The 21,050-nt window shown below is 60.5% G+C and carries 16 protein-coding genes; 7 read left to right on the top strand and 9 right to left on the bottom strand.

Translation table 11 applies throughout. The features are described from left to right. Window positions 1-118: 118 nt before the first annotated feature. From ACA055_RS24570 to ACA055_RS24600, 7 genes are all read left to right on the top strand, one after another. Window positions 119-1,087: a LysR family transcriptional regulator gene (locus ACA055_RS24570; protein ID WP_497680982.1), complete on the top strand. Its 969-nt coding sequence runs from the start codon at window positions 119-121 to the stop codon at window positions 1,085-1,087. A gap of 807 nt (window positions 1,088-1,894) precedes the next feature. Continuing rightward, a complete protein-coding gene (locus ACA055_RS24575; RefSeq protein WP_497680983.1) occupies window positions 1,895-3,055 on the top strand; it encodes an efflux RND transporter periplasmic adaptor subunit in 1,161 nt (386 codons plus the stop codon). Then, a complete protein-coding gene (locus ACA055_RS24580; protein WP_497680984.1) occupies window positions 3,052-6,165 on the top strand; it encodes a multidrug efflux RND transporter permease subunit in 3,114 nt (1,037 codons plus the stop codon). Before ACA055_RS24575 ends, ACA055_RS24580 begins: the two co-directional genes overlap by 4 nt. Window positions 6,166-6,174: 9 nt before the next feature. Further along, the gene (locus ACA055_RS24585; RefSeq protein WP_497680985.1) at window positions 6,175-6,852 is read left to right on the top strand and encodes a heavy metal response regulator transcription factor; all 678 of its coding nucleotides are present in this window, start codon (window positions 6,175-6,177) and stop codon (window positions 6,850-6,852) included. Next, entirely contained in the window at window positions 6,842-8,206 is a 1,365-nt protein-coding gene (locus ACA055_RS24590) for a heavy metal sensor histidine kinase (RefSeq protein WP_497680986.1), read from the top strand. The genes ACA055_RS24585 and ACA055_RS24590 overlap by 11 nt, the downstream gene beginning before the upstream one ends. 150 nt (window positions 8,207-8,356) lie before the next feature. Then, window positions 8,357-8,581: a hypothetical protein gene (locus tag ACA055_RS24595; protein WP_497680987.1), complete on the top strand. Its 225-nt coding sequence runs from the start codon at window positions 8,357-8,359 to the stop codon at window positions 8,579-8,581. A 330-nt stretch (window positions 8,582-8,911) separates the two neighbouring features. Further along, window positions 8,912-10,411, top strand: coding sequence for a sensor domain-containing diguanylate cyclase (locus ACA055_RS24600; RefSeq protein WP_497680988.1), 1,500 nt, complete (start codon window positions 8,912-8,914; stop codon window positions 10,409-10,411). A gap of 174 nt (window positions 10,412-10,585) precedes the next feature. Here ACA055_RS24600 and lpxC read toward each other — a convergent pair whose 3' ends face one another. From lpxC to murD, 9 genes are all read right to left on the bottom strand, one after another. After that, a complete protein-coding gene (gene lpxC / locus ACA055_RS24605) occupies window positions 10,586-11,497 on the bottom strand; it encodes a UDP-3-O-acyl-N-acetylglucosamine deacetylase (RefSeq protein ID WP_045059296.1) in 912 nt (303 codons plus the stop codon). A gap of 112 nt (window positions 11,498-11,609) precedes the next feature. Then, a complete protein-coding gene (ftsZ, locus tag ACA055_RS24610; RefSeq protein WP_497680989.1) occupies window positions 11,610-12,803 on the bottom strand; it encodes a cell division protein FtsZ in 1,194 nt (397 codons plus the stop codon). A gap of 71 nt (window positions 12,804-12,874) precedes the next feature. Then, on the bottom strand, window positions 12,875-14,134 hold the full coding sequence (ftsA, locus tag ACA055_RS24615; RefSeq protein ID WP_008147519.1) for a cell division protein FtsA: 1,260 nt from the start codon (window positions 14,132-14,134) through the stop codon (window positions 12,875-12,877). Between the two features lie 15 nt (window positions 14,135-14,149). Beyond that, the gene (locus ACA055_RS24620; protein ID WP_497680990.1) at window positions 14,150-15,019 is read right to left on the bottom strand and encodes a cell division protein FtsQ/DivIB; all 870 of its coding nucleotides are present in this window, start codon (window positions 15,017-15,019) and stop codon (window positions 14,150-14,152) included. A gap of 4 nt (window positions 15,020-15,023) precedes the next feature. Further along, the gene (locus ACA055_RS24625; protein WP_497680991.1) at window positions 15,024-15,980 is read right to left on the bottom strand and encodes a D-alanine--D-alanine ligase; all 957 of its coding nucleotides are present in this window, start codon (window positions 15,978-15,980) and stop codon (window positions 15,024-15,026) included. After that, complete coding sequence (gene murC / locus ACA055_RS24630; RefSeq protein WP_497680992.1) at window positions 15,977-17,437, bottom strand: UDP-N-acetylmuramate--L-alanine ligase; 1,461 nt, start codon at window positions 17,435-17,437, stop codon at window positions 15,977-15,979. The genes ACA055_RS24625 and murC overlap by 4 nt, the downstream gene beginning before the upstream one ends. Next, window positions 17,430-18,500, bottom strand: a complete 1,071-nt coding sequence (murG, locus tag ACA055_RS24635) for an undecaprenyldiphospho-muramoylpentapeptide beta-N-acetylglucosaminyltransferase (protein ID WP_497680993.1) — start codon at window positions 18,498-18,500, stop codon at window positions 17,430-17,432. The genes murC and murG overlap by 8 nt, the downstream gene beginning before the upstream one ends. Further along, window positions 18,490-19,707 (bottom strand): putative lipid II flippase FtsW, encoded by a 1,218-nt coding sequence (gene ftsW / locus ACA055_RS24640; protein WP_497680994.1) that lies wholly within the window; start codon window positions 19,705-19,707, stop codon window positions 18,490-18,492. The genes murG and ftsW overlap by 11 nt, the downstream gene beginning before the upstream one ends. After that, window positions 19,704-21,050: a UDP-N-acetylmuramoyl-L-alanine--D-glutamate ligase gene (gene murD, locus ACA055_RS24645; protein WP_497680995.1), complete on the bottom strand. Its 1,347-nt coding sequence runs from the start codon at window positions 21,048-21,050 to the stop codon at window positions 19,704-19,706. The genes ftsW and murD overlap by 4 nt, the downstream gene beginning before the upstream one ends.

Genomic DNA, 21,050 nt, shown 5'->3' on the forward strand with positions numbered 1-21,050 from the left:
TGGCGATAAGCTGGGATTCTTGTGAATCTTTGTTACCGTTAGAGCGATAATCCGTTAGTCGGGGTCTCAGCCCCTGAAACTTCGTGTCACAATTTGCCATCGAACCCGAGAGCACCCCATGGACACTTTGCAAAACATGCGCGCCTTCAGTTACGTGGCCGAGGCCGGCAGCTTCACCGCCGCCGCCGTGCAACTCGACACGACCACGGCCAACGTCTCGCGCGCGGTCTCCAACCTGGAAGCCCACCTGCAAACCCGCCTGCTCAACCGCACCACTCGTCGCATCGCCCTGACCGAAGCGGGCAAGCGCTACCTGTTGCGCTGCGAGCAGATCCTGGCGTACGTCGAAGAAGCCGAAGCCGAGGCCAGCGACGCCCACGCGCGCCCGGCCGGGCAGCTTAAGGTGCACACCATGACCGGCATCGGTCAGCACTTCGTGATCGACGCCATCGCCCGCTATCGCAAGACCCACCCCGACGTAACCTTCGACCTGACCATGGCCAATCGCGTCCCGGACCTGCTCGACGAGGGCTACGACGTGTCCATCGTGCTGGCCAGCGAACTGCCGGACTCGGGCTTTGTGTCCCAGCGCCTGGGCATCACCTACAGCATCGTTTGCGCCTCCCCGGCCTATGTAAAAGCCAACGGTTGTGCGCATAAACCCAGCGATTTGCTCAACCACGCCTGTCTGCGCCTGGTGAGCCCGGTGATCCCGCTGGAGAAATGGACATTCGACGGCCCTGAAGGCCAGGAAATGGTCACCATCAACAGCTCACCGTTCCTGGTGAACTCCGCCGATGCGATGAAAACCGCGATCACCAGTGGTATGGGGGTCGGGGTGCTGCCGGTGTATGCGGCGATTGAAGGGTTGCGCAACGGCACGTTGGTGCGGGTGATGCCGAACTACCGGTCGCAGGAACTGAATCTGTACGCCATCTACCCGTCGCGGCAGTACCTGGATGCGAAGATCAAGACGTGGGTCGAGTATTTGCGCGGGTCGTTGCCGGAGATATTGGCGGCGCATCAGGCGGAATTGGCGGCGTATGAACTGAGCGGGAGCATGAGCGGGGTTCGGGTGGCGAATTGAGCTTAATCTTTGCTGCACAGCCGAACCAATGTGGGAGCGGCGGTGCGACGATTCGACTTGCTCGCGAAAACGATTCCAAATCAACATTGATGTTGACTGACTCTCCACTTTCGCGAGCAAGCCCGCTCCCACATGTTGTGACTGCATACATCAGCGACAGATTGGTCGGCCCGGAGGCCGCCATTGCAGGCAAGCCAGCGCCCACAAAAAAGCAGACCTGCGAACACCCAAACCAAACCACGAGGCCGAGCGTTAGCTCGCCTCGCCAGCTTTTGATCTGCCCGCCCCTTCGGGAGGCTGAGTGGAGGTGTTCATCCGGGGAGTGGCGCGCAGCGCCGTTCGACGCAGTCGAACACGCTGCATGTAGGTCGTCGCGAAGCAGACCGGAGGGCAGTGTCCCCGGATGGATACCGGAACGAAGGAACGCCGAGCTTTAGCGAGGAGCCGGACGCTCGGGCCGAGACCTTTGCTTCCTTTGGGGCGTTTGCCAAAGGGAGTCGCCGTAAGGGCGAAACCATAAGTGGCCGTTACCGCAGAAATGGATTTGTACACCTAAAAAACACGTCGCCTGACACACAGCCTTCGCGAGCAAGCCCGCTCCCACATTTTGAATGGGGTACATCTGCGAGAAACTGGACGACATGAAGCCCACAATCCCGGCGCTGAACGGGAGTCGGCGCACAGCGAAAAAGGGCTCAAACTGACAATGCCGTCAGTTAGCAGTCACCTTCCTGACCGGGTAACAGGGTTATAAAGGTACAAACCTGACCCTACCCCCCGACCACCCAGCCCCGGCGCCTCACTCGCATGCGAATTCAGAAAAAAAACGCCTTGATCGCAGGTCTGCTGATCGCCCTGGCAGCGCTGGGCCTGTGGTACGCGACCAAACCCGCCACGACCAAACTGGCCGCCCCCACCGCCATCCCCGTGCGCGTGGTCAGCGTCACCGAAAAAGACGTCCCGCGCTACGTCAGCGGGATCGGCTCGGTGCTGTCCCTGCATAGCGTCGTGGTACGCCCACAGATCGACGGCATTCTCACCAAAATCCTGGTCAAAGAAGGCCAACTGGTGAACAAAGGCGACTTGCTGGCGACCATCGACGACCGTTCGATCCGCGCCAGCCTGGACCAGGCCCGGGCGCAACTGGGCGAAAGCCAGGCGCAACTGCAAGTGGCCCTGGTCAACCTCAAGCGCTACAAATTGCTGAGCGTCGACGACGGTGTTTCCAAGCAAACCTACGACCAGCAACAAGCCCTGGTCAACCAACTCAAAGCCACCGCTCAAGGCAATCAGGCCTCGATAGACGCCGCTCAGGTTCAACTCTCCTACACGCAGATTCGCTCCCCCGTTACCGGCCGCGTCGGTATTCGTACGGTGGACGAAGGCAACTTCCTGCGCATGACCGACACCCAAGGCTTGTTCACGGTCACCCAGATCGACCCGATCGCCGTGGAATTCTCCCTGCCCCAGCAAATGCTGCCGACCCTGCAAGGCCTGATCGGCGATCCCGAGCGCGCACAAGTGAAGGCCTACATCGGCGCCGACACCGACGGCGAAACCGGCAACCTGCTGGGCGAAGGCCACCTGACCCTGATCGACAACCAGATCAACGCCAACACCGGGACCATCCGCGCCAAGGCTGAATTCAACAACTCCGGGCAGAAACTCTGGCCTGGCCTGCTGGTGACGGTAAAGATTCAGACAGCGCTGGATAAAGACGCGCTGGTCGTGCCGCCCACCGTCGTACAACGCGGGCTCGATCAACATTTCGTTTATCGGCTCAACGGTGACAAGGTCGAAACCGTCACCGTGCAAATGGTCCATCAAGCCAGCGGCCAGGACATCATCAAAGGCGTGAAGCCCGGCGACATACTGGTGAGTGACGGTCAGTCACGGCTCAAGCCCGGCGTCACTGTTCAGGTACTGACTGACCCTCCGCAAGTGGTCCAATCGGAGTCGAAACCATGAAGGGCCACGGTTCGGTCTCCGCCTGGTGCATCGACCATCCGGTTGCCACCATCCTGCTGACCTTTGCCCTGGTGATGCTGGGCGTGATCGCCTTCCCGAAGCTGCCGATCGCCCCGCTGCCGGAGGCCGAATTCCCGACCATTCAAGTGGCGGCACAACTGCCCGGCGCCAGCCCCGAAACCATGGCTTCCTCAGTGGCCACGCCGCTTGAGGTGCAATTCAGCGCCATTCCCGGCGTGACCCAGATGACCTCGAGCAGCGCCTTGGGCTCGACCAACCTGACCCTGCAATTCACCCTCGACAAAAGCATCGACACCGCGGCCCAGGAAGTCCAGGCCGCGATCAACACCGCCGCCGGCAAATTGCCCAAGGACATGCCGAACCTGCCGACCTGGCGCAAGGTCAACCCGGCCGACAGCCCGGTGCTGATCCTCAGCGTCAACTCGGCCCTGATGCCCGGCCCCGAACTCAGTGATTTGGTGGAAACCCTGCTGTCCCGTCAGATCAGCCAGATCGACGGTGTAGGCCAAGTCAACATCACCGGTCAGCAACGTCCGGCGATCCGCGTGCAGGCCTCGGCGGACAAACTCGCCGCCATCGGCCTGACCCTCGCGGACATTCGTCTGGCGATCCAGCAGACCAGCCTCAACCTGGCCAAAGGCGCGCTGTACGGTGAGTCGAGTATTTCGACCCTGTCCACCAACGATCAGCTGTTCCATCCCGACGAATACAGCCAACTCATCGTTTCCTACAAGGACGGCGCACCGGTTCATCTCAAGGATGTGGCCAAAGTCGTCAACGGTTCGGAAGATGCCTACGTCCAGGCCTGGGCCGGTACTCAGCCCGGCGTCAACCTGGTGATCTTCCGGCAACCGGGGGCGAACATCGTCGAGACCGTGGACCGTATTCAAGCGGCCATGCCCGGTCTGGAAGCGATGCTCCCGGCCTCGGTGCAGGTCAAGGTCTTGATCGACCGAACCCAGACTATCCGCGCGTCCTTGCATGAAGTGGAAATCACCCTGCTGATTGCCATCATGCTGGTGGTGGCGGTGATGGCGCTGTTCCTGCGCCAATGGTCGGCAACGTTGATTGTGACGGCGGTGCTCGGTGTGTCGCTGATCGCCAGTTTCGCCCTGATGTACATCATGGGCTTCAGCCTGAACAACCTGACCCTGGTGGCGATCGTGGTGGCCGTGGGGTTTGTGGTGGACGATGCGATCGTCGTGGTAGAGAACATCCACCGGCACCTGGAGGCCGGCGACGGCATGCGCGAAGCCGCGATCAAGGGTGCCGGCGAGATCGGCTTCACCGTGGTGTCCATCAGTTTTTCGCTGGTGGCGGCGTTTATTCCGCTGCTGTTCATGGGCGGCGTGGTCGGGCGATTGTTCAAGGAATTCGCCCTGACCGCCACGTCGACCATCATGATTTCGGTGGTGGTGTCCCTGACGCTGGCGCCGACCCTGGCCGCGCTGTTCATGCGTGCCCCGGTGCATCACGCCCACAGCAAACCGGGTTTCGGCGAGCGCTTGCTTGGGTTCTACGAAAAAGGCCTGCGTCGCGCCCTCGCCCATCAGAAACTGATGATCGGCGTGTTCGGCCTGTCACTCGGTCTGGCGGTCGCCGGGTACATTTTCATTCCCAAGGGCTTCTTCCCGGTGCAGGACACCGGTTTCGTCCTCGGCACGACGGAAGCGGCTGCGGACATTTCCTACGGCGACATGGTGAAAAAACACTTGGCGATGGCGGAAATCGTTGCCGCCGACCCGGCCGTTCAGACGTTTTCCCACTCGGTCGGGGTGTCCGGCAGCAACCAGACCATCGCCAACGGTCGGTTCTGGATCGCCCTGAAAAAACGCGGCGATCGGGACGTCTCGGCCAGCGAATTCATCGACCGGATTCGCCCACAACTGATGAAAGTCCCCGGCATCGTGCTGTACCTGCGAGCCGGCCAGGACATCAACCTCAGCTCCGGCCCGAGCCGCGCCCAGTACCAATACGTGCTCAAGAGCAACGACGGAGCCGTCCTGAGTACCTGGACCCAACGCCTGACCGAAAAACTGCGGGGCAATCCGGCTTTCCGCGACATTTCCAACGACCTGCAACTGGGTGGCAGCATCACCCACATCAGCATCGACCGCAGCGCGGCGGCACGTTTTGGCCTGACCGCCAGCGACGTCGACGAAGCGTTGTACGACGCTTTCGGTCAGCGACAGATCAACGAATTCCAGACCCAGATCAACCAGTACAACGTGATCCTCGAACTGGACACCAAGCAGCGCGGCAAGGCCGAGAGCCTCAACTATTTCTACCTGCGCTCACCCTTGAGCGGGGAGATGGTGCCGCTGTCGGCCCTGGCGAAATTCGATGCACCCTCCGTCGGCCCGTTGTCCATTGCCCACGACGGGATGTTCCCGGCCGCCAACCTGTCATTCAACCTGGCTTCCGGCGTGGCGCTGGGTGACGCGGTGATCATGCTCAACCAGGCCAAGGCCGAAATCGGCATGCCGGCGGCCATGAGCGGCAACTTCCAGGGCGCGGCCCAGGCGTTCCAGAGTTCTCTGGCCAGCCAGCCCTGGCTGATTCTGGCGGCACTGGTGGCGGTGTACATCATTCTCGGCGTGCTCTACGAGAGCTTCGTCCACCCGCTGACCATCATCTCGACGCTGCCCTCGGCGGGGCTCGGTGCGGTAATCATGCTGTGGATTTGGGGCCAGGACTTTTCGATCATGGCGCTGATCGGGCTGGTGTTGCTGATCGGGATCGTCAAGAAAAACGGCATCCTGATGATCGACTTCGCACTCGAAGCGCAGCGCAAGCGTGGTCTGCCGCCGGAAGAGGCAATTTTCGAAGCCTGTATCACACGGTTCCGACCGATCATCATGACCACCCTCGCCGCCCTGCTCGGCGCCCTGCCCCTGATGCTCGGCTACGGCACCGGCGCCGAACTGCGCCAACCCTTGGGGATTGCGGTCGTTGGCGGCTTGCTGGTGAGCCAGGCGCTGACGCTGTTTACCACTCCGGTCATATACTTGTGGCTCGAGCGGCTTTTCCATCGGCACACTCCCACTCCAGCGCCAGCCCCGATGCCGGCGCTGACGACCACAGACTGAGGCGGGGTCATGCGCGTTCTGATTATCGAAGACGAAGAAAAAACCGCGGATTATCTGCACCGCGGCCTGACGGAACAGGGTTACACCGTGGACCTGGCCCGCGATGGCGTCGAGGGCCTGCACCTGGCGCTGGAAAGTGACTATGCGGTGATCGTCCTCGACGTGATGCTGCCGGGCCTCGACGGCTTCGGCGTACTGCGCGCCCTGCGTGCGCGCAAACAAACCCCGGTGATCATGCTCACCGCCCGGGAACGGGTCGAAGACCGCATCAAAGGCCTGCGCGACGGCGCCGACGATTACCTCGGCAAACCGTTTTCCTTCCTGGAGTTGGTGGCGCGGCTGCAAGCGCTGACCCGCCGCAGCGGCGGCCATGAACCGGTGCAAGTCAGCGTCGCCGACCTGTGGATCGATTTGCTCAGCCGCAAAGCCACCCGCGCCGGCACACGCCTGGACCTGACTGCCAAGGAGTTTTCGCTGCTCAGCGTACTGGCTCGCCGTCAGGGTGAAATTCTGTCGAAAACCGCCATCGCCGAGATGGTCTGGGATATCAATTTCGACAGTGACGCCAACGTCGTCGAAGTCGCGATCAAACGCCTGCGCGCCAAGCTCGATGGGCCGTTCGAAGAGAAATTGCTGCACACCATCCGTGGCATGGGTTATGTGCTGGAGAGCCGTAGTGTCCAGTAACTCGATTGCCCTGCGCCTGAGCGGAATGTTCACGCTCGTGGCTTTGTTGGTGTTCCTGTTGATCGGCTGGGCGCTGTATCAGCAGGTCGACAAAGGCTTGGGTTTGTTGCCCGAAGCCGAACTGGATGCGCGCTACAGCGTGCTCGAATCCACCGTCGGCCGTTACGGCACACCCGAGCATTGGGTGAAGATCAACAACAAACTCAAGCTGCTGGGCGAAGAAGACAAGCGCATCAGTTTTTGGATCATCAGCGGCGACCCACATTACGAATACGGCAACCCGACGCCGCAGATCCGCGCCTTTGCCGAAGGTCCGCTGGGCATGCGTGACCTGAAACTGCCGGACCAGCCTTACCCGTTGAAAGTGCTGGTCAGCCAGTTCCCGGCCAAGGATCAACGACCGCCGCTGCGTTTCATGATCGGGATCGACACCGAAACGTTTTTCGAGACTCAGCACCATCTGTTGATTGCCTTGATCAGCCTGGCGATCATCGGCGTGCTACTGGCCTCGGCCCTCGGTTACTGGGTGGCGCGGATCGGCCTCAAACCGCTGATCAAGTTGTCACAAGAAGCCCAACGCCTGGCGCCGCCGTTGTTGTCTGGTCGCCTGCAACTGTCACCGTTGCCGCCGGAGCTGAATCAGTTCGTCAACTCGTTCAACTCCACGCTAGAGCGGGTCGAACAGGCGTACTCGCGGCTGGAATCGTTCAATGCCGACGTTGCCCACGAATTGCGCTCGCCCCTGACCAACCTGATCGGCCAGACCCAGGTCGCACTGACTCGCGGGCGCTCGGCCGAGCATTATTTCGAAGTCCTGCAATCGAACCTCGAAGAGCTTGAGCGGCTGCGCTCGATCATCAACGACATGCTGTTCCTCGCCAGCGCCGACCAGGGCAGCAAGGCCACCAAACTGACGTCCACCTCATTGGCGGATGAAGTGGCGACGACGCTGGAGTATCTGGACTTTATCCTCGAAGACGCCCAGGTTCAGGTCGAGGTCAGCGGCGATGCGCACGTGCGGATCGAGATCGCCCATCTGCGCCGGGCGTTGATCAATCTGCTGAGCAACGCGGTGCAGCACACCGAGCCCGGGCAAGTGATTCAAGTGCGGATCGAGGTCGAGGAGCATCGGGTCAGCATCGGGGTTGCCAACCCCGGTTCGCCGATTGCCAGCGAGCACCTGCCGCGTTTGTTCGAGCGTTTCTACCGGGTCGATGCGTCACGCAGCAACAGTGGCAACAACCACGGGCTGGGACTGGCGATCGTCAAGGCGATTGCGCTGATGCATGGCGGCGATGTGTTTGTTCGCAGTGATCACGGCATGAATACCTTCGGCATTCATCTTCCCGTCTAAACCCCTCGCCACAGGATTTGGCACCCGCCAGTTCACTTACTATTGCCTCAAGCGCAACAGTCCTTTCATGAATCCGCTCTTTTTCCCCTCTCTAAAGCCTCTTATCGTTGCCCCACCAAACAGCACTTGCCAAGCAAGAAGGTTTTAGAGATGTCCAACACTATGGGTATTGCCAGCGCTTTCGTTTTGTCCTCATTGATCCTGTCGCCTGTTGCGATGGCTGAAGAGTCGCAGACTTTCGTCGCGCAGAACTCAGCGCGAGCCGCAGCATTCGAAGAGCATCAGGACGAAATGACGGCCAAGGCACACGACGCAGCGCAAACCCCTCAAGCGTCGACGCTTCAGACCCGGTCGCACGTTGAAAAAGACAGCTGATTTCCAAACTTCACTCAGTTTCCCTCGACACTTCTCATTGGCTCTTCCCTTTGAAAAGTTGTCTTCAAAGTCGCTGCTATCAGCGGCTTTTTTTTCGGTGTGAAAAAGCTACCGCTCACTGCGTCCACCTGAATACAAAATGTTCTTTCAACAACTTTTCCGATCCCGCGACAAAATAAAAGGTCAGCCTATTTCGCTGGCCTTTTATTTGCTCCAGATTTATACAGTCGCCACGTGACACCAGAGCCTCAATGACTGATCTCTGCGACGAGCCGTCCCGTTCGATTATGGAACTACGCTTACAAAGTCCCTCAAGCAGACATCAGACCCATGACCGCAAGCCGTACCCCACACGTTCCAGGCAAGACCGGGCGACCTGAACTCATGGTGATCCTCGGCAGCTCCCTGACCGTCATCGCGATTCTCAGCATCGTTGCCTACTTGCTGATCCGTGAACACGGCAACGCCCAGGAGGCGGCCACTCGCAGCGCGACCACCATCGCGCAACTGATCGACGCTGACGTACTGCGCACCGTCGAACTCTACGATCTCACCCTGCAAGGCCTGATTGCCGCTGCGCAACGGGACGATCTGAAACAGGTTTCACCGCAGATCCGCCATCTGGCGCTGTTCGACCGCTCCACCACGGCGCGCTTCAAGGGCGACATCCTGCTGCTGGACAAACACGGCGACGTGCTCGCTGACTCATCGCTGATCGAACCCAAGCCTGGTAATTTCGCCGATCGCGATTATTTCCTCGCCCATGCTTCCAGCCGCGACACCGGCATGTTTATCAGCCGACCGTTCAAACCTCGCTGCGATTGCGAGTTCAGCGACGAATGGCAGATCAGTTTCAGTCGGCGCATCTCCTCGTCCACCGGTGAGTTTCTGGGTGTGGCAGTGGCGTCGATGCGCCTGGGTTACTTCGACCAGTTGTTCAACAGCCTGGACATCGGTACCGGCAGCACGCTGAACATCATCAACAACGACGGCATTCTGTTGGCGCAAAAGCCATACCTGCAAAACGACTCGATCGGCAAAAGCTTCGCCAATCGACCCAACGTGGTGCGAATCCTGCGTCAGGGCAATGGCAGCTTCAACAGCGTGTCGAGTATCGACCATCGGCAGCGCCTCTACACCTTTTCCCGGGTCGGCAACTTGCCGTTGATCGTTATCGTCGCCCTCTCCGGCAACGAAGTGTTCGCGGCCTGGAAGCGGACAGCGATCGTGATCAGCGGCGCCACTGGTGTGTTGTGCATCGGCCTGCTTTGGCTGAGCTGGCTGCTGTGCCGGGCACTACGCCTGCGCCACAGGGCCGAGCAAGAACTGGCGCAACTGGCCGCCACCGATGCGTTGACCGGTGTAGCCAATCGCCGAACCCTGGATCAGACACTTCGTCATGAATGGTTTCGCGCCCAGCGTTCCGGCAAACCGCTGTCGTTGCTGATGATCGACGCCGACCACTTCAAGGCCTTCAACGACCGCTATGGCCATCAGGCCGGTGACGACGCCCTGCGCGCGGTGGCCAAGGTTCTACTCGCCAACGTGCGGCGTCCGACCGATCTGGTCGCCCGTTACGGTGGTGAGGAGTTTTCCGTGATCCTGGCGGAAACCGGCCGTGAGGGTGCACAACAGATTGCCGAACACATTCGTGAGGCGGTGGAGCAATTACCGTTCATGGCGGAAGACGAAACACCGATGACTGTCAGTATTGGGATCAGCACCTGGACGAGCACGACTGACATCAGTCTGGAGCAGTTGCTGTTTGCAGCGGATAAAGCGCTGTATCAGGCCAAGGAAGGTGGGCGTAATCGGGTGGTGGCGGCTTGAAAACCTGCGGTGTATCGACTGGCCTCTTCGCGAGCAAGCCCGCTCCCACATTGAAATGCGATTCAAATGTGGGAGCGGGCTTGCTCGCGAAGAGGCCCGCCCAAACACCGAAAATTCGGGGCATAAAAAAAGGCCACCCGAAGGCAGCCTTTAAAAACTAGAGAGGTTTTTTACTTACACGGCCGCAACGGGACGCATGTAAGAGATCGGTGCAGTGCTGGCGTCTTCGAAAGTCACGACTTCCCAAGCATCTGTCTGCTCAATCAACTTGCGCAGCAGCTGGTTGTTCAATGCATGTCCGGACTTGAAGCCCTTGAACTCACCAATCAGGCTATTGCCCAGCAGGTAGAGGTCACCAATTGCATCGAGGATCTTGTGCTTCACGAATTCGTCTTCATAGCGAAGACCGTCTTCGTTCAGTACACCATCCGCGTCGACCACAATAGCGTTTTCAACGCTGCCGCCGAGTGCGAGGTTGTGCTTGCGCAGGTACTCGATGTCACTCATGAAACCAAAGGTACGGGCGCGGCTGACTTCTTTTACGAACGAAGTGCTGGAAAAATCCACGCTTGCACTTTGTGTGCGGTCACGGAAAACCGGGTGATCGAAATCGATCTCGAAACTCACTTTGAAGCCTTCGAAAGGGACGAAAGTGGCGCGCTTGTCGCCGTCTTCCACTGTCACTTCCCGCAGGATCCGGATGAACTTCTTGGCGGCGTCCTGTTCTTCCAGGCCGGCCGATTGAATCAGGAATACGAAAGGTCCAGCGCTACCATCCATGATCGGAACTTCGGACGCGGAGAGCTCGACGTAGGCGTTATCGATGCCCAGGCCAGCCATGGCCGAGAGCAAGTGCTCCACCGTATCCACTTTGGTGTCACCACTGACCAGCGTGGTCGACATCGTGGTTTCACCAACGTTTTCCGCGCGGGCAGGAATCTGCACCACAGGGTCGAGATCGGCACGACAAAACACAATGCCGGTGTCGATAGGTGCGGGCTTGAGGGTCAGGTATACCTTCTCCCCGGAGTGCAGGCCTACACCTGTGGCACGGATAATATTTTTCAGTGTGCGTTGTTTAATCATGGCTTGGGCCGCTTCAGCGCAAATTGCGAACTGGTATCAACAAAGGCTGGCGATAATAGCAGACCAGACCTTTGCTGAACACCAATCACCTTCATAGCCCTGATACATTCCATCAATCAGCCTGACGACGCAGGAAAGCCGGGATGTCCAGGTAGTCCAGATCATCTTGCGGATTCATCTTCGCGGCAGTCGCAGCACCGGCCTGAGCCTGGTTGCGCATGACGGTCGGACGGTCCAGATCACGGTAGTTTACCGCGGGCTGGTCCTGGCGAGCAGGGGCTTGTTGTTGTGGCTGGGAAGCCATGGAAGTGTGCACGGTATTATCGATGATCTTGACAGGCTTCTCGATTTTCGCGCCCAGACCAGTGGCAACCACGGTCACGTGCAGCTCGTCACGCATGTCCGGATCGATAACGGTACCGACCTTGACCATTGCGTGCTCGGAAGCGAAGGCTTCGATGATGCTACCCACGTCGGAGTACTCACCCAGAGACAGGTCAGGACCGGCGGTGATATTCACCAAGATGCCGCGTGCGCCTTGCAGGTTCACGTCTTCCAGCAACGGGTTGCGAATGGCCGCTTCGGTGGCCTCACGTGCACGGTTCGGACCGCTGGCGCAGCCAGTGCCCATCATCGCCATGCCCATTTCGCTCATCACGGTCCGTACGTCGGCAAAGTCGACGTTGATCATGCCCGGACGCTTGATGATGTCGGAGATACCGCGAACGGCACCGGCCAGTACATCGTCGGCCTTGGCGAAAGCGGACAGCAGACTTGCGTCCTTGCCCAGAATGGTCAGCAGCTTCTCGTTGGGGATGGTGATCAACGAGTCGACGCTTTCAGACAGCAGACGGATACCTTCGTCAGCGATCTGCATACGCTTGCGGCCTTCGAACGGGAACGGACGGGTCACCACCGCAACGGTGAGGATCCCCATTTCCTTGGCCACTTCAGCAATGATTGGCGCAGCACCGGTACCGGTACCACCGCCCATGCCGGTTGTGATGAACACCATATTGGTGCCCTGCAGGACTTCGGCAATGCGCTCGCGATCTTCGAGAGCGGCCTGACGACCTACTTCAGGGTTGGCGCCAGCGCCGAGACCTTTGGTCACGCCGGTGCCCAGTTGCAGGATGGTCCGCGCGCCGATACTTTTCAGCGCCTGGGCATCAGTGTTGGCGCAGATGAACTCAACGCCTTCAATGTTGCTCTTGACCATGTGGTTGACAGCGTTGCCGCCGCCTCCGCCAACACCGATAACTTTAATAACCGGGCTTGCGGGGATGTTGTCTACGAGTTCGAACATTTTCCCTCTCCTTTCATTTCTCTAGTTTTTTCGCCTACTGCCTGTATCTACAACGGTGCTGCGGTAAATCTTTAGAAGTTGCCTTGTACCCAGCTCTTGATGCGATCGAGCAAGGCGGCTTTCGGTTCTTCATTGCTGTAGCTGTCGCGGCTGCTGATGCCCGAGAACGAAATCCCGTCGGACTGCTTCTGCAGGCCGTACATCAACAGGCCAACGCCGGTGGAATAAATCGGGTTGCGGACCACGTCGTCCAGGCCCTTGACGCCATGGGGCACGCCCAGGCGGACCGGCATGTGGAAGATTTCCTCGGCCAGTTCGACCGCGCCTTCCATCTTCGACGTACCGCCGGTCAGCACGATGCCGGCCGGGATCAGGTCTTCGTAGCCGCTGCGACGCAGCTCGGCCTGGATCAGGGTGAACAGCTCGTCGTAACGTGGCTCGACCACTTCGGCCAGGGCCTGGCGGGAGAGCTCGCGCGGTGGACGATCGCCAACGCTCGGGACCTTGATGGTTTCACCGGCACCGGCCAGTTTGGCCAGGGCGCAGGCATAGCGAATCTTGATTTCTTCGGCGTACTGGGTCGGGGTGCGCAACGCCATGGCGATGTCGTTGGTCACCTGGTCGCCCGCAATCGGGATCACCGCGGTGTGACGGATCGCGCCTTCGGTGAAGATCGCGATGTCGGTGGTGCCGCCGCCGATGTCCACCAGGCACACGCCCAGCTCTTTCTCGTCGTCGGTCAGGACCGAGTAGGCCGAGGCCAGTTGCTCGAGAATGATGTCGTCGATTTCCAGACCGCAGCGACGCACGCATTTTTCAATGTTCTGTGCGGCGTTGACGGCGCAGGTGACCACGTGGACCTTGGCTTCCAGACGAACGCCGGACATGCCCAGAGGCTCACGAACGCCTTCCTGGTTATCGATTACGTAATCCTGCGGCAAGGTGTGCAGCACGCGCTGGTCAGCCGGGATCGCCACGGCCTGGGCGGCGTCGAGCACGCGCTCAAGGTCGGCGGAACTGACTTCGCGATCTCGAATCGCCACGATGCCGTGGGAGTTCAGGCTGCGGATGTGATTACCGGCCACGCCGACGAACGCCGAGTGGATCCGGCAACCGGCCATCAGCTGCGCTTCTTCGATCGCGCGCTGGATCGACTGCACGGTGGACTCGATGTTTACCACCACGCCTTTCTTCAGGCCACGGGACGGATGAGTACCGATCCCGACGATTTCCAGCGTGCCGTCGTCCGAGACCTCGCCTACCAGCGCCACCACCTTGGAGGTGCCGATATCGAGACCGACGATCATTTTGCCGCTTTGCACGTTTGCCATGGGTCCTGCCTCTTCTTAATTCTTCGCGACAGCGGGTTGGGCTGCCGTGGGCGCTACAGGTTCCCGCCAGCCAACAGCGAGGCCGTTGGCGTAGCGCAGATCGATGCGCGCAATGTTCGTAATCTGTTCTTTGAGCGTCTTGTCATAGATGGCAATGAAACGGCGCATCTTTTCCACCAGGTTGCCGCGTCCCAGCAGCAGTTCGATTCCCGGGCCCGCGCTGCCGGCGCCGGTGGTCAGGAACCAGCTGCCTCGTTCACGCAACTCCAGGCGTGCAATCGAGAAGCCCAACGGCCTGAGCATCTGGCTCAGCACCTGGTATTGCTGCATCACTTGCTGCTGGGCCCGCTGCGGGCCGAACAGCTGTGGCAAGTGTTCGTAGTTCGCCAGTTCACGCGGAGTGAAGGCCTGGCCCTGGTTGTTCAACAGCGACTCATCGCCCCAACGGGCCACCGGCAGTTGTTCTTCCAGGCGGATCACCACTTGATCCGGCCATACCCTGCGCACTTCGGCGTGGGCAATCCATGGCATCTGTTCCAGTTCGGTGCGCATGCTCGCCAAGTCGATGGTGAAGAAACTCGACGCCACGAACGGGGCGATTCGCTGCTGCACCGCTTGCTGGCTGATGTAACTCAAGTCGCCCTGCACTGCGATCTTGGTGATCGGCCGATCGGCATACGGCAGCAAACGCTGAGCGCCTTCGTAGGTGCCGAAACCCAGTGCGACCAACAGCACCGGCCAGAACAACGTTTTCAGAAAACCAAAATTGGCTTTCGGCAGGCGCGCAGACATCGGCTCTTTAGCCACCATTCGGCTGGCACCCCGCGGTACCGGCTTGCGGCCGGGCGGTGCGGAGGGCTGATGTCTCAGCTGTGCGCCTTGCATGCTCTTAACCTCGCGCCTCGAAACTTGCAGCCAGAATCGCCAGAACCAGTTGCTGGAAATCCAGGCCGGCAGCACGGGCCGCCATCGGCACCAGGCTGTGATCGGTCATGCCCGGTGCGGTGTTGACTTCCAGGAACCAGAACTGCCCGTCGGCGTCCTGCATCACGTCTGCCCTGCCCCAACCGGCGATACCCAGCGCCTCACAGGCTTTGGTTGTGAGGTCCATCAGTTCTTTTACTTTGTTGCTGTCCAGGCCACACGGAATCCGGTACTGGGTATCGGAAGCCACGTACTTGGCGTCGTAGTCGTAGAAACTGTGGGTCGTGCCCAGGGCAATCGGTGGCAACACCTGGTCACGCAGGGTGGCGATGGTGAACTCCGGACCTTGAATCCATTGCTCGACCAACACTTGGGAATCGTAGGTACTGGCCGCTTTCCAGGCGTCGATCAACTCAAGAGCTGAAGACACTTTGGCCATGCCGATACTTGAACCTTCATGGGCCGGTTTGACGATCAAAGGGAAGCCCAGTTCCGTGGCCGCCGAAATACAATCGGCCTCGGAACTCAGTACCGCATGGCGTGGCGTCGGAATGCCGAGGCTGTGCCAGACCTGTTTGGTCCGCAGCTTGTCCATCGCCAGCGCCGAGGCCAGGATGCCGCTGCCGGTGTACGGAATGCCCAGGCATTCGAGCAGGCCCTGCATGCTGCCGTCTTCACCGCCACGACCGTGAAGAATGATGAAGGCGCGATCGATCTTTTCGTTCAGCAGCCGCTGCAGCAGGTCATCGCCCACGTCGAGACCGAACGCATCCACACCGGCGCTTTGCAGCGCGTCGAGAACTGCATTGCCCGACTTGAGAGAAACCTCACGCTCGGCACTCTTGCCGCCGAACAGCACGGCGACGCGGCCGAAGTCTTTCGGCGCGATAGTAGAGACGAGGTTGGCGTAAGCAGCAGTCATTTCAACTTCCCCACGGTTGGCGCGGCAACCGCGCCAGCAAACAACGGACTCTTCAACAGTTTTGGAGCAAGACCACCGATATCACCGGCGCCCTGGCACAGCAGGATGTCGCCGGCACGTAGCAGCGGCTTGACCAACGGCGCGAGGTCGACGCCGCGCTCGATGTAGATCGGGTCGAGCTGGCCACGCTGGCGGATGCTGTGGCACAGCTGACGGCTGTCGGCACCCGGAATCGGCTCTTCACCGGCCGGATAGACTTCCATCAGCAGCAAGACGTTGGCGTCGGCCAGCACCTGGACGAAGTCGTCGTACAGGTCGCGAGTCCGGCTGTAACGGTGCGGCTGGTAAACCATCACCAGGCGGCGCTCCGGCCAGCCACCGCGCACGGCTTTGATCACGGCGGCGACTTCGGTCGGGTGGTGACCGTAGTCGTCGACCAGCATCACGTTGCCGCCTTCGACCGGCAGTTCGCCGTAGACCTGGAAGCGACGACCGACACCCTGGAACCCCGACAGGCCCTGGACGATGGCTTCATCGCTGACGCCCTCATCGGTGGCGATGCAAATGGTGGCCAGTGAATTCAAGACGTTGTGGTTGCCCGGCATGTTCACCGACACATCCAGCGGCTCGCGATCAGGACGCAGCACGGTGAAGAAAGTCTGCATGCCTTGCTGACGCACATTGATAGCGCGCACGTCGCAGTCATCGCCGAAGCCGTAGGTGACCGTCGGGCGTTTCACCAGTGGCAGGATTTCACGCACCACCGGATCGTCCAGGCACACCACTGCCAGACCGTAGAACGGCAGGTTGTGCAGGAACTCGACGAAGGTTTTCTTCAGTTTGTTGAAGTCACCGTCGTAGGTCGCCATGTGGTCGGCGTCGATGTTGGTGACCACGGCCACCAGTGGCTGCAAGTGCAGGAAACTGGCGTCGCTTTCGTCGGCCTCGGCGATCAGGTAACGGCTGGTGCCGAGCTGGGCATTGGTGCCCGCGGCATTCAGGCGGCCACCGATGACGAACGTCGGGTCCAGGCCACCGGCCGCGAACACCGAAGCGATCAGGCTGGTGGTGGTGGTTTTGCCGTGGGTACCGGCGACGGCAATACCATGGCGGTAGCGCATCAACTCGGCGAGCATTTCTGCGCGCGGCACCACCGGAATACGGCGTTCCAAAGCATTGGCGACTTCCGGATTGGACGTGTTCACGGCACTCGACGTGACCAGAACATCGGCGCTCGCGGCGTTCTCGGCGCGGTGACCGATGAAGATCTGGGCACCAAAGGATTCGAGACGCTCGGTCACCGGCGAAGCTTTCAAGTCGGAACCGGACACGTCATAGCCCAGGTTCAGCAACACTTCGGCAATGCCGCACATGCCCACGCCGCCGATACCGACGAAGTGGATGCGACGGATGCGGCGCATTTCCGGGTGCGGCATGGCTTTCTGATTCTCAACCATGGGCCACCTCCAGACAGGTATCGACCACGTTACGGGTGGCATCGGGTTTGGCCAGGCGGCGGGCCGCGGTCGCCATATCGTTGAGTCGTTGTGGTTGCATCAGGACCTCTGTCAGGCGTGCGGCAAGATCCGCCGCGCCAGTCGTTCTTTGCGGCATCAGGAAGGCTGCACCTTCACGGGCCAAATAATCGGCGTTGCGGGTCTGGTGATCGTCGATCGCGTGGGGCAAAGGCACCAGCATCGAGGGCAGACCGGCGGCGGCCAGTTCACTGATGGTCAGCGCGCCTGCGCGACAGACCACCAGGTCGGCCCAGCCATAGGCTTGGGCCATGTCTTTGATGAAAGGCTGCACTTGCGCCTCGACGCCAGCCGCGCGATAGCGCTCTGCAGTCACTTCATCGTGGTTTTTGCCGGCCTGATGAAACACTTCCGGGCGCAGGTCGGGGGCGACTTGCGACAGGGCTTCAGGCAGCAATTTGTTCAACGGTTCTGCGCCCAGGCTTCCGCCCAGGATCAGCAAACGCGCCTTGCGACCCGCCAGGGCGGGGCGCAATGTTTCGAGGAACAGCTCGGTGCGCACCGGGTTACCGGTGGTCCGACGGCTGTTCGACAGGGTAAAGGTGTCGGGGAACGCTTCACAGACTCGGGCGGCCAACGGCACCAGCAGCCGATTGGCGGTACCGGCTACGGCGTTCTGTTCGTGAACGATCACCGGCACACCGGCCAGTTTGGCTGCAACGCCGCCAGGACCGGTCACATAACCGCCGAAGCCAACCACACAGACCGGCCGCAGCTGGCGAATGATCGCCCGCGCCTGCCAGACCGACTTGAGCAACATGAACGGTGCCTTGAGCAGGGACAATTTGCCCTTGCCGCGCAGACCGCTGGCGTTGATCCGATGCAGTTCGATACCGGCCATCGGCACCAGATCGTTCTCGATGCCCCGCGGCGTCCCGAGCCAATGCACGGTGTAACCGCGGGCCTGGAATTCGCGAGCACAGGCCAGCGCCGGGAACACGTGGCCACCGGTGCCGCCCGCCATGATTAGCACGTTAGCGCCCATGGGTCGGCTCCTCGGCGAAGTCGCTCTCATGGAACTCCATCTCTTCGCTGCCCAGGTGGGTTCGACTCTCCCATTCGATGCGCAGCAACAAGCCGAGACAGGCACAGCAGATCACCAACGAACTGCCGCCATAACTGAGGAACGGCAAGGTCAGACCCTTGGTCGGCAGCAGGCCGACGTTCACCCCTATGTTGATCAGGAACTGACCGATCCACAGGAACGCCAGGCCGTACGCCACGTAAGCGGCAAAAAACTGTTTGGACTTCTCGGCCCACAGACCGATGTACATAGCCCGTACGCAGACGAAAGTGAACAGGGCGATGGTGAGCAAGGAGCCAACCACACCCAGCTCTTCGGCCAGGACCGAGAACACGAAGTCGGTATGCGCTTCAGGCAGGTAGAACTGCTTCTGCACGCTGTTGCCCAGGCCAACGCCCAACCATTCACCGCGACCGAAAGCGATCAGCGCCTGGGTCAGCTGGTAGCCGGAACCGAACTGATCAGCCCACGGGTCGGTAAAGGTAATCAGACGTGCCATCCGGTAGGGCTGCGCCTGAACCAGGACCGTCACGGCGCCGACGGCGAGCGCCACCATCAGCGTGAAGCGGAACAGCCCGACCCCGCCGAGGAATAGCATCGCGGCCGCCGCGCCCATCATCACCACGGTGGCGCCGAAGTCCGGCTCCATCAGCAGCAGGCCGGCCATCGGCAGCAGCACGATGAAAGGCTTGAAGAAACCCATCCAGCTTTCGCGCACTTCTTTTTGCCGACGCACCAGGTAACCGGCGAGGTAAATGACGACAAAGACCTTGGCGATTTCGGACGGCTGCACGTTGAAGAAACTGAAACCGATCCAGCGCATCGAGCCGTTGACCTCACGGCCAATCCCCGGCAACAGCACCATCACCAGCAAACCGAAGGCACCGATCAGCATCAGCCAGCCCAGACGTTGCCAGGTGGCAATCGGAATCATCATGGTGACGATGCACGCGCCCAGACCGATCACCAGGTAAATCAGGTGGCGGATCATGTGATACAGGGTGTTGCCCGACTGCACGGCGGCGACTTCCGACGACGCGGAAGTAATCATCACCAGCCCCAGGCCAAGCAGCGCCAGGCAGCCGGCGAGCATCGGGAAGTCGAGGTCGATACCGCGCCCGGTAATGATCGGCGACGGATATGGCTTGATGATATTTCGCAGGCTCATGCCAAGTCCTCCACGGCGCGGACAAACTGGTGACCGCGATCTTCGTAGTTCTTGAACATGTCGAAACTGGCGCAGGCCGGCGACAGCAGCACCGCATCGCCTTCTTCTGCGATGGAGCGGCATTGCTCGACCGCTTCGCTCAGCGAGTTGACGCGAATCAATGGCACGGCATCGCCGATGGCCTGGCCAATCAAGTCGGAGTCGCGGCCCATCAGCACCACGGCGCGGCAGTTGGCCGCGACTGGATCACGCAGGTCCTTGAACTCGGCACCCTTGCCATCGCCACCGGCGATCAGCACGAGTTTGCCGTCGATGTCCGCGCCCAGGCCTTCGATGGCGGCCAGTGCGGCGCCAACGTTGGTGGCTTTGGAATCGTTGTAGTAACTCACGCCATTAAGGTCGCGCACCCACTGGCAGCGATGCTCGAGGCCGGCGAAGGTACGCAGGCTTGAGAGCATGGCGTCGAACGGCAGGCCGACGGCGTGGCCCAGAGCCAATGCCGCCAGGGCGTTGGACTGGTTATGGGCGCCGCGGACTTTCAACTCGCGCACGGGCATCAGGTTCTGGAATTCGAAGGCCAGGTACTTCTCGCCGTCTTCTTCGCGGATACCAAATGCCTTGAAGTCTGGCTTGCTCAAACCGAAGGTCCAGCATGGCTGACCTTCGCCCATCAATGGACGGCTCAGGGCGTCCTGACGGTTGACCACAAACTGTTTGGCACCACGGAATATTCGGTGCTTGGCCAGGTGATAAGCCGGCAGGCCGCTGTAACGGTCCATGTGGTCTTCGCTGACGTTGAGCACGGTCGCCACTTCGGCACCGAGATGGTCGGTGGTTTCCAGTTGAAAACTCGACAGCTCCATCACGTACAACTCGACATCGTCGCTGAGCAGATCCAGCGCCGGCGTGCCAAGGTTGCCGCCGACAGCGACACGCTTGCCAGCCGCGACCGCCATTTCGCCCACCAGGGTGGTGACGGTGCTTTTCGCGTTGGAACCGCTGATGGCGACAATCGGCGCCTTCGCGTTACGCGCGAATAGCTCAATATCACCGGACAATTTCACGCCACGGGCGGCGGCAGCCTGCAGGGCCGGGGTCGCCAGCGCCAGGCCGGGGCTCACGTAGAGCTCGTCGGCACGGCACAGGAATTCGACGTCCAGCTCGCCACAACGCACTTCCACGTGCGGATAGTCACGCTTGAGCGTGGCCAGTTCCGGTGGATTTTCCCGCGTATCGGCGACAGCAAACGACGTGCCCCGGTTCGCCAGGAAGCGAACCAGGGACATGCCGCTCTTGCCGAGGCCGACAACGATGCGGAAGTGGTCAGAAGCGATCAGAGACAC

This window comes from Pseudomonas sp. LBUM1657, from assembly GCF_059716075.1.

What these genes read in the sequence shown, in the direction of transcription:
- ACA055_RS24570 (WP_497680982.1), top strand. Translation starts at nt 119, where the DNA reads ATGGACACTTTGCAAAACATGCGCGCCTTCAGTTACGTGGCCGAGGCC.
- ACA055_RS24575 (WP_497680983.1), top strand. Translation starts at nt 1,895, where the DNA reads ATGCGAATTCAGAAAAAAAACGCCTTGATCGCAGGTCTGCTGATCGCC.
- ACA055_RS24580 (WP_497680984.1), top strand. Translation starts at nt 3,052, where the DNA reads ATGAAGGGCCACGGTTCGGTCTCCGCCTGGTGCATCGACCATCCGGTT.
- ACA055_RS24585 (WP_497680985.1), top strand. Translation starts at nt 6,175, where the DNA reads ATGCGCGTTCTGATTATCGAAGACGAAGAAAAAACCGCGGATTATCTG.
- ACA055_RS24595 (WP_497680987.1), top strand. Translation starts at nt 8,357, where the DNA reads ATGTCCAACACTATGGGTATTGCCAGCGCTTTCGTTTTGTCCTCATTG.
- ACA055_RS24600 (WP_497680988.1), top strand. Translation starts at nt 8,912, where the DNA reads ATGACCGCAAGCCGTACCCCACACGTTCCAGGCAAGACCGGGCGACCT.
- lpxC (WP_045059296.1), bottom strand. Translation starts at nt 11,497, where the DNA reads ATGATTAAACAACGCACACTGAAAAATATTATCCGTGCCACAGGTGTA.
- ftsZ (WP_497680989.1), bottom strand. Translation starts at nt 12,803, where the DNA reads ATGTTCGAACTCGTAGACAACATCCCCGCAAGCCCGGTTATTAAAGTT.
- ftsA (WP_008147519.1), bottom strand. Translation starts at nt 14,134, where the DNA reads ATGGCAAACGTGCAAAGCGGCAAAATGATCGTCGGTCTCGATATCGGC.
- ACA055_RS24620 (WP_497680990.1), bottom strand. Translation starts at nt 15,019, where the DNA reads ATGCAAGGCGCACAGCTGAGACATCAGCCCTCCGCACCGCCCGGCCGC.
- ACA055_RS24625 (WP_497680991.1), bottom strand. Translation starts at nt 15,980, where the DNA reads ATGACTGCTGCTTACGCCAACCTCGTCTCTACTATCGCGCCGAAAGAC.
- murC (WP_497680992.1), bottom strand. Translation starts at nt 17,437, where the DNA reads ATGGTTGAGAATCAGAAAGCCATGCCGCACCCGGAAATGCGCCGCATC.
- murG (WP_497680993.1), bottom strand. Translation starts at nt 18,500, where the DNA reads ATGGGCGCTAACGTGCTAATCATGGCGGGCGGCACCGGTGGCCACGTG.
- ftsW (WP_497680994.1), bottom strand. Translation starts at nt 19,707, where the DNA reads ATGAGCCTGCGAAATATCATCAAGCCATATCCGTCGCCGATCATTACC.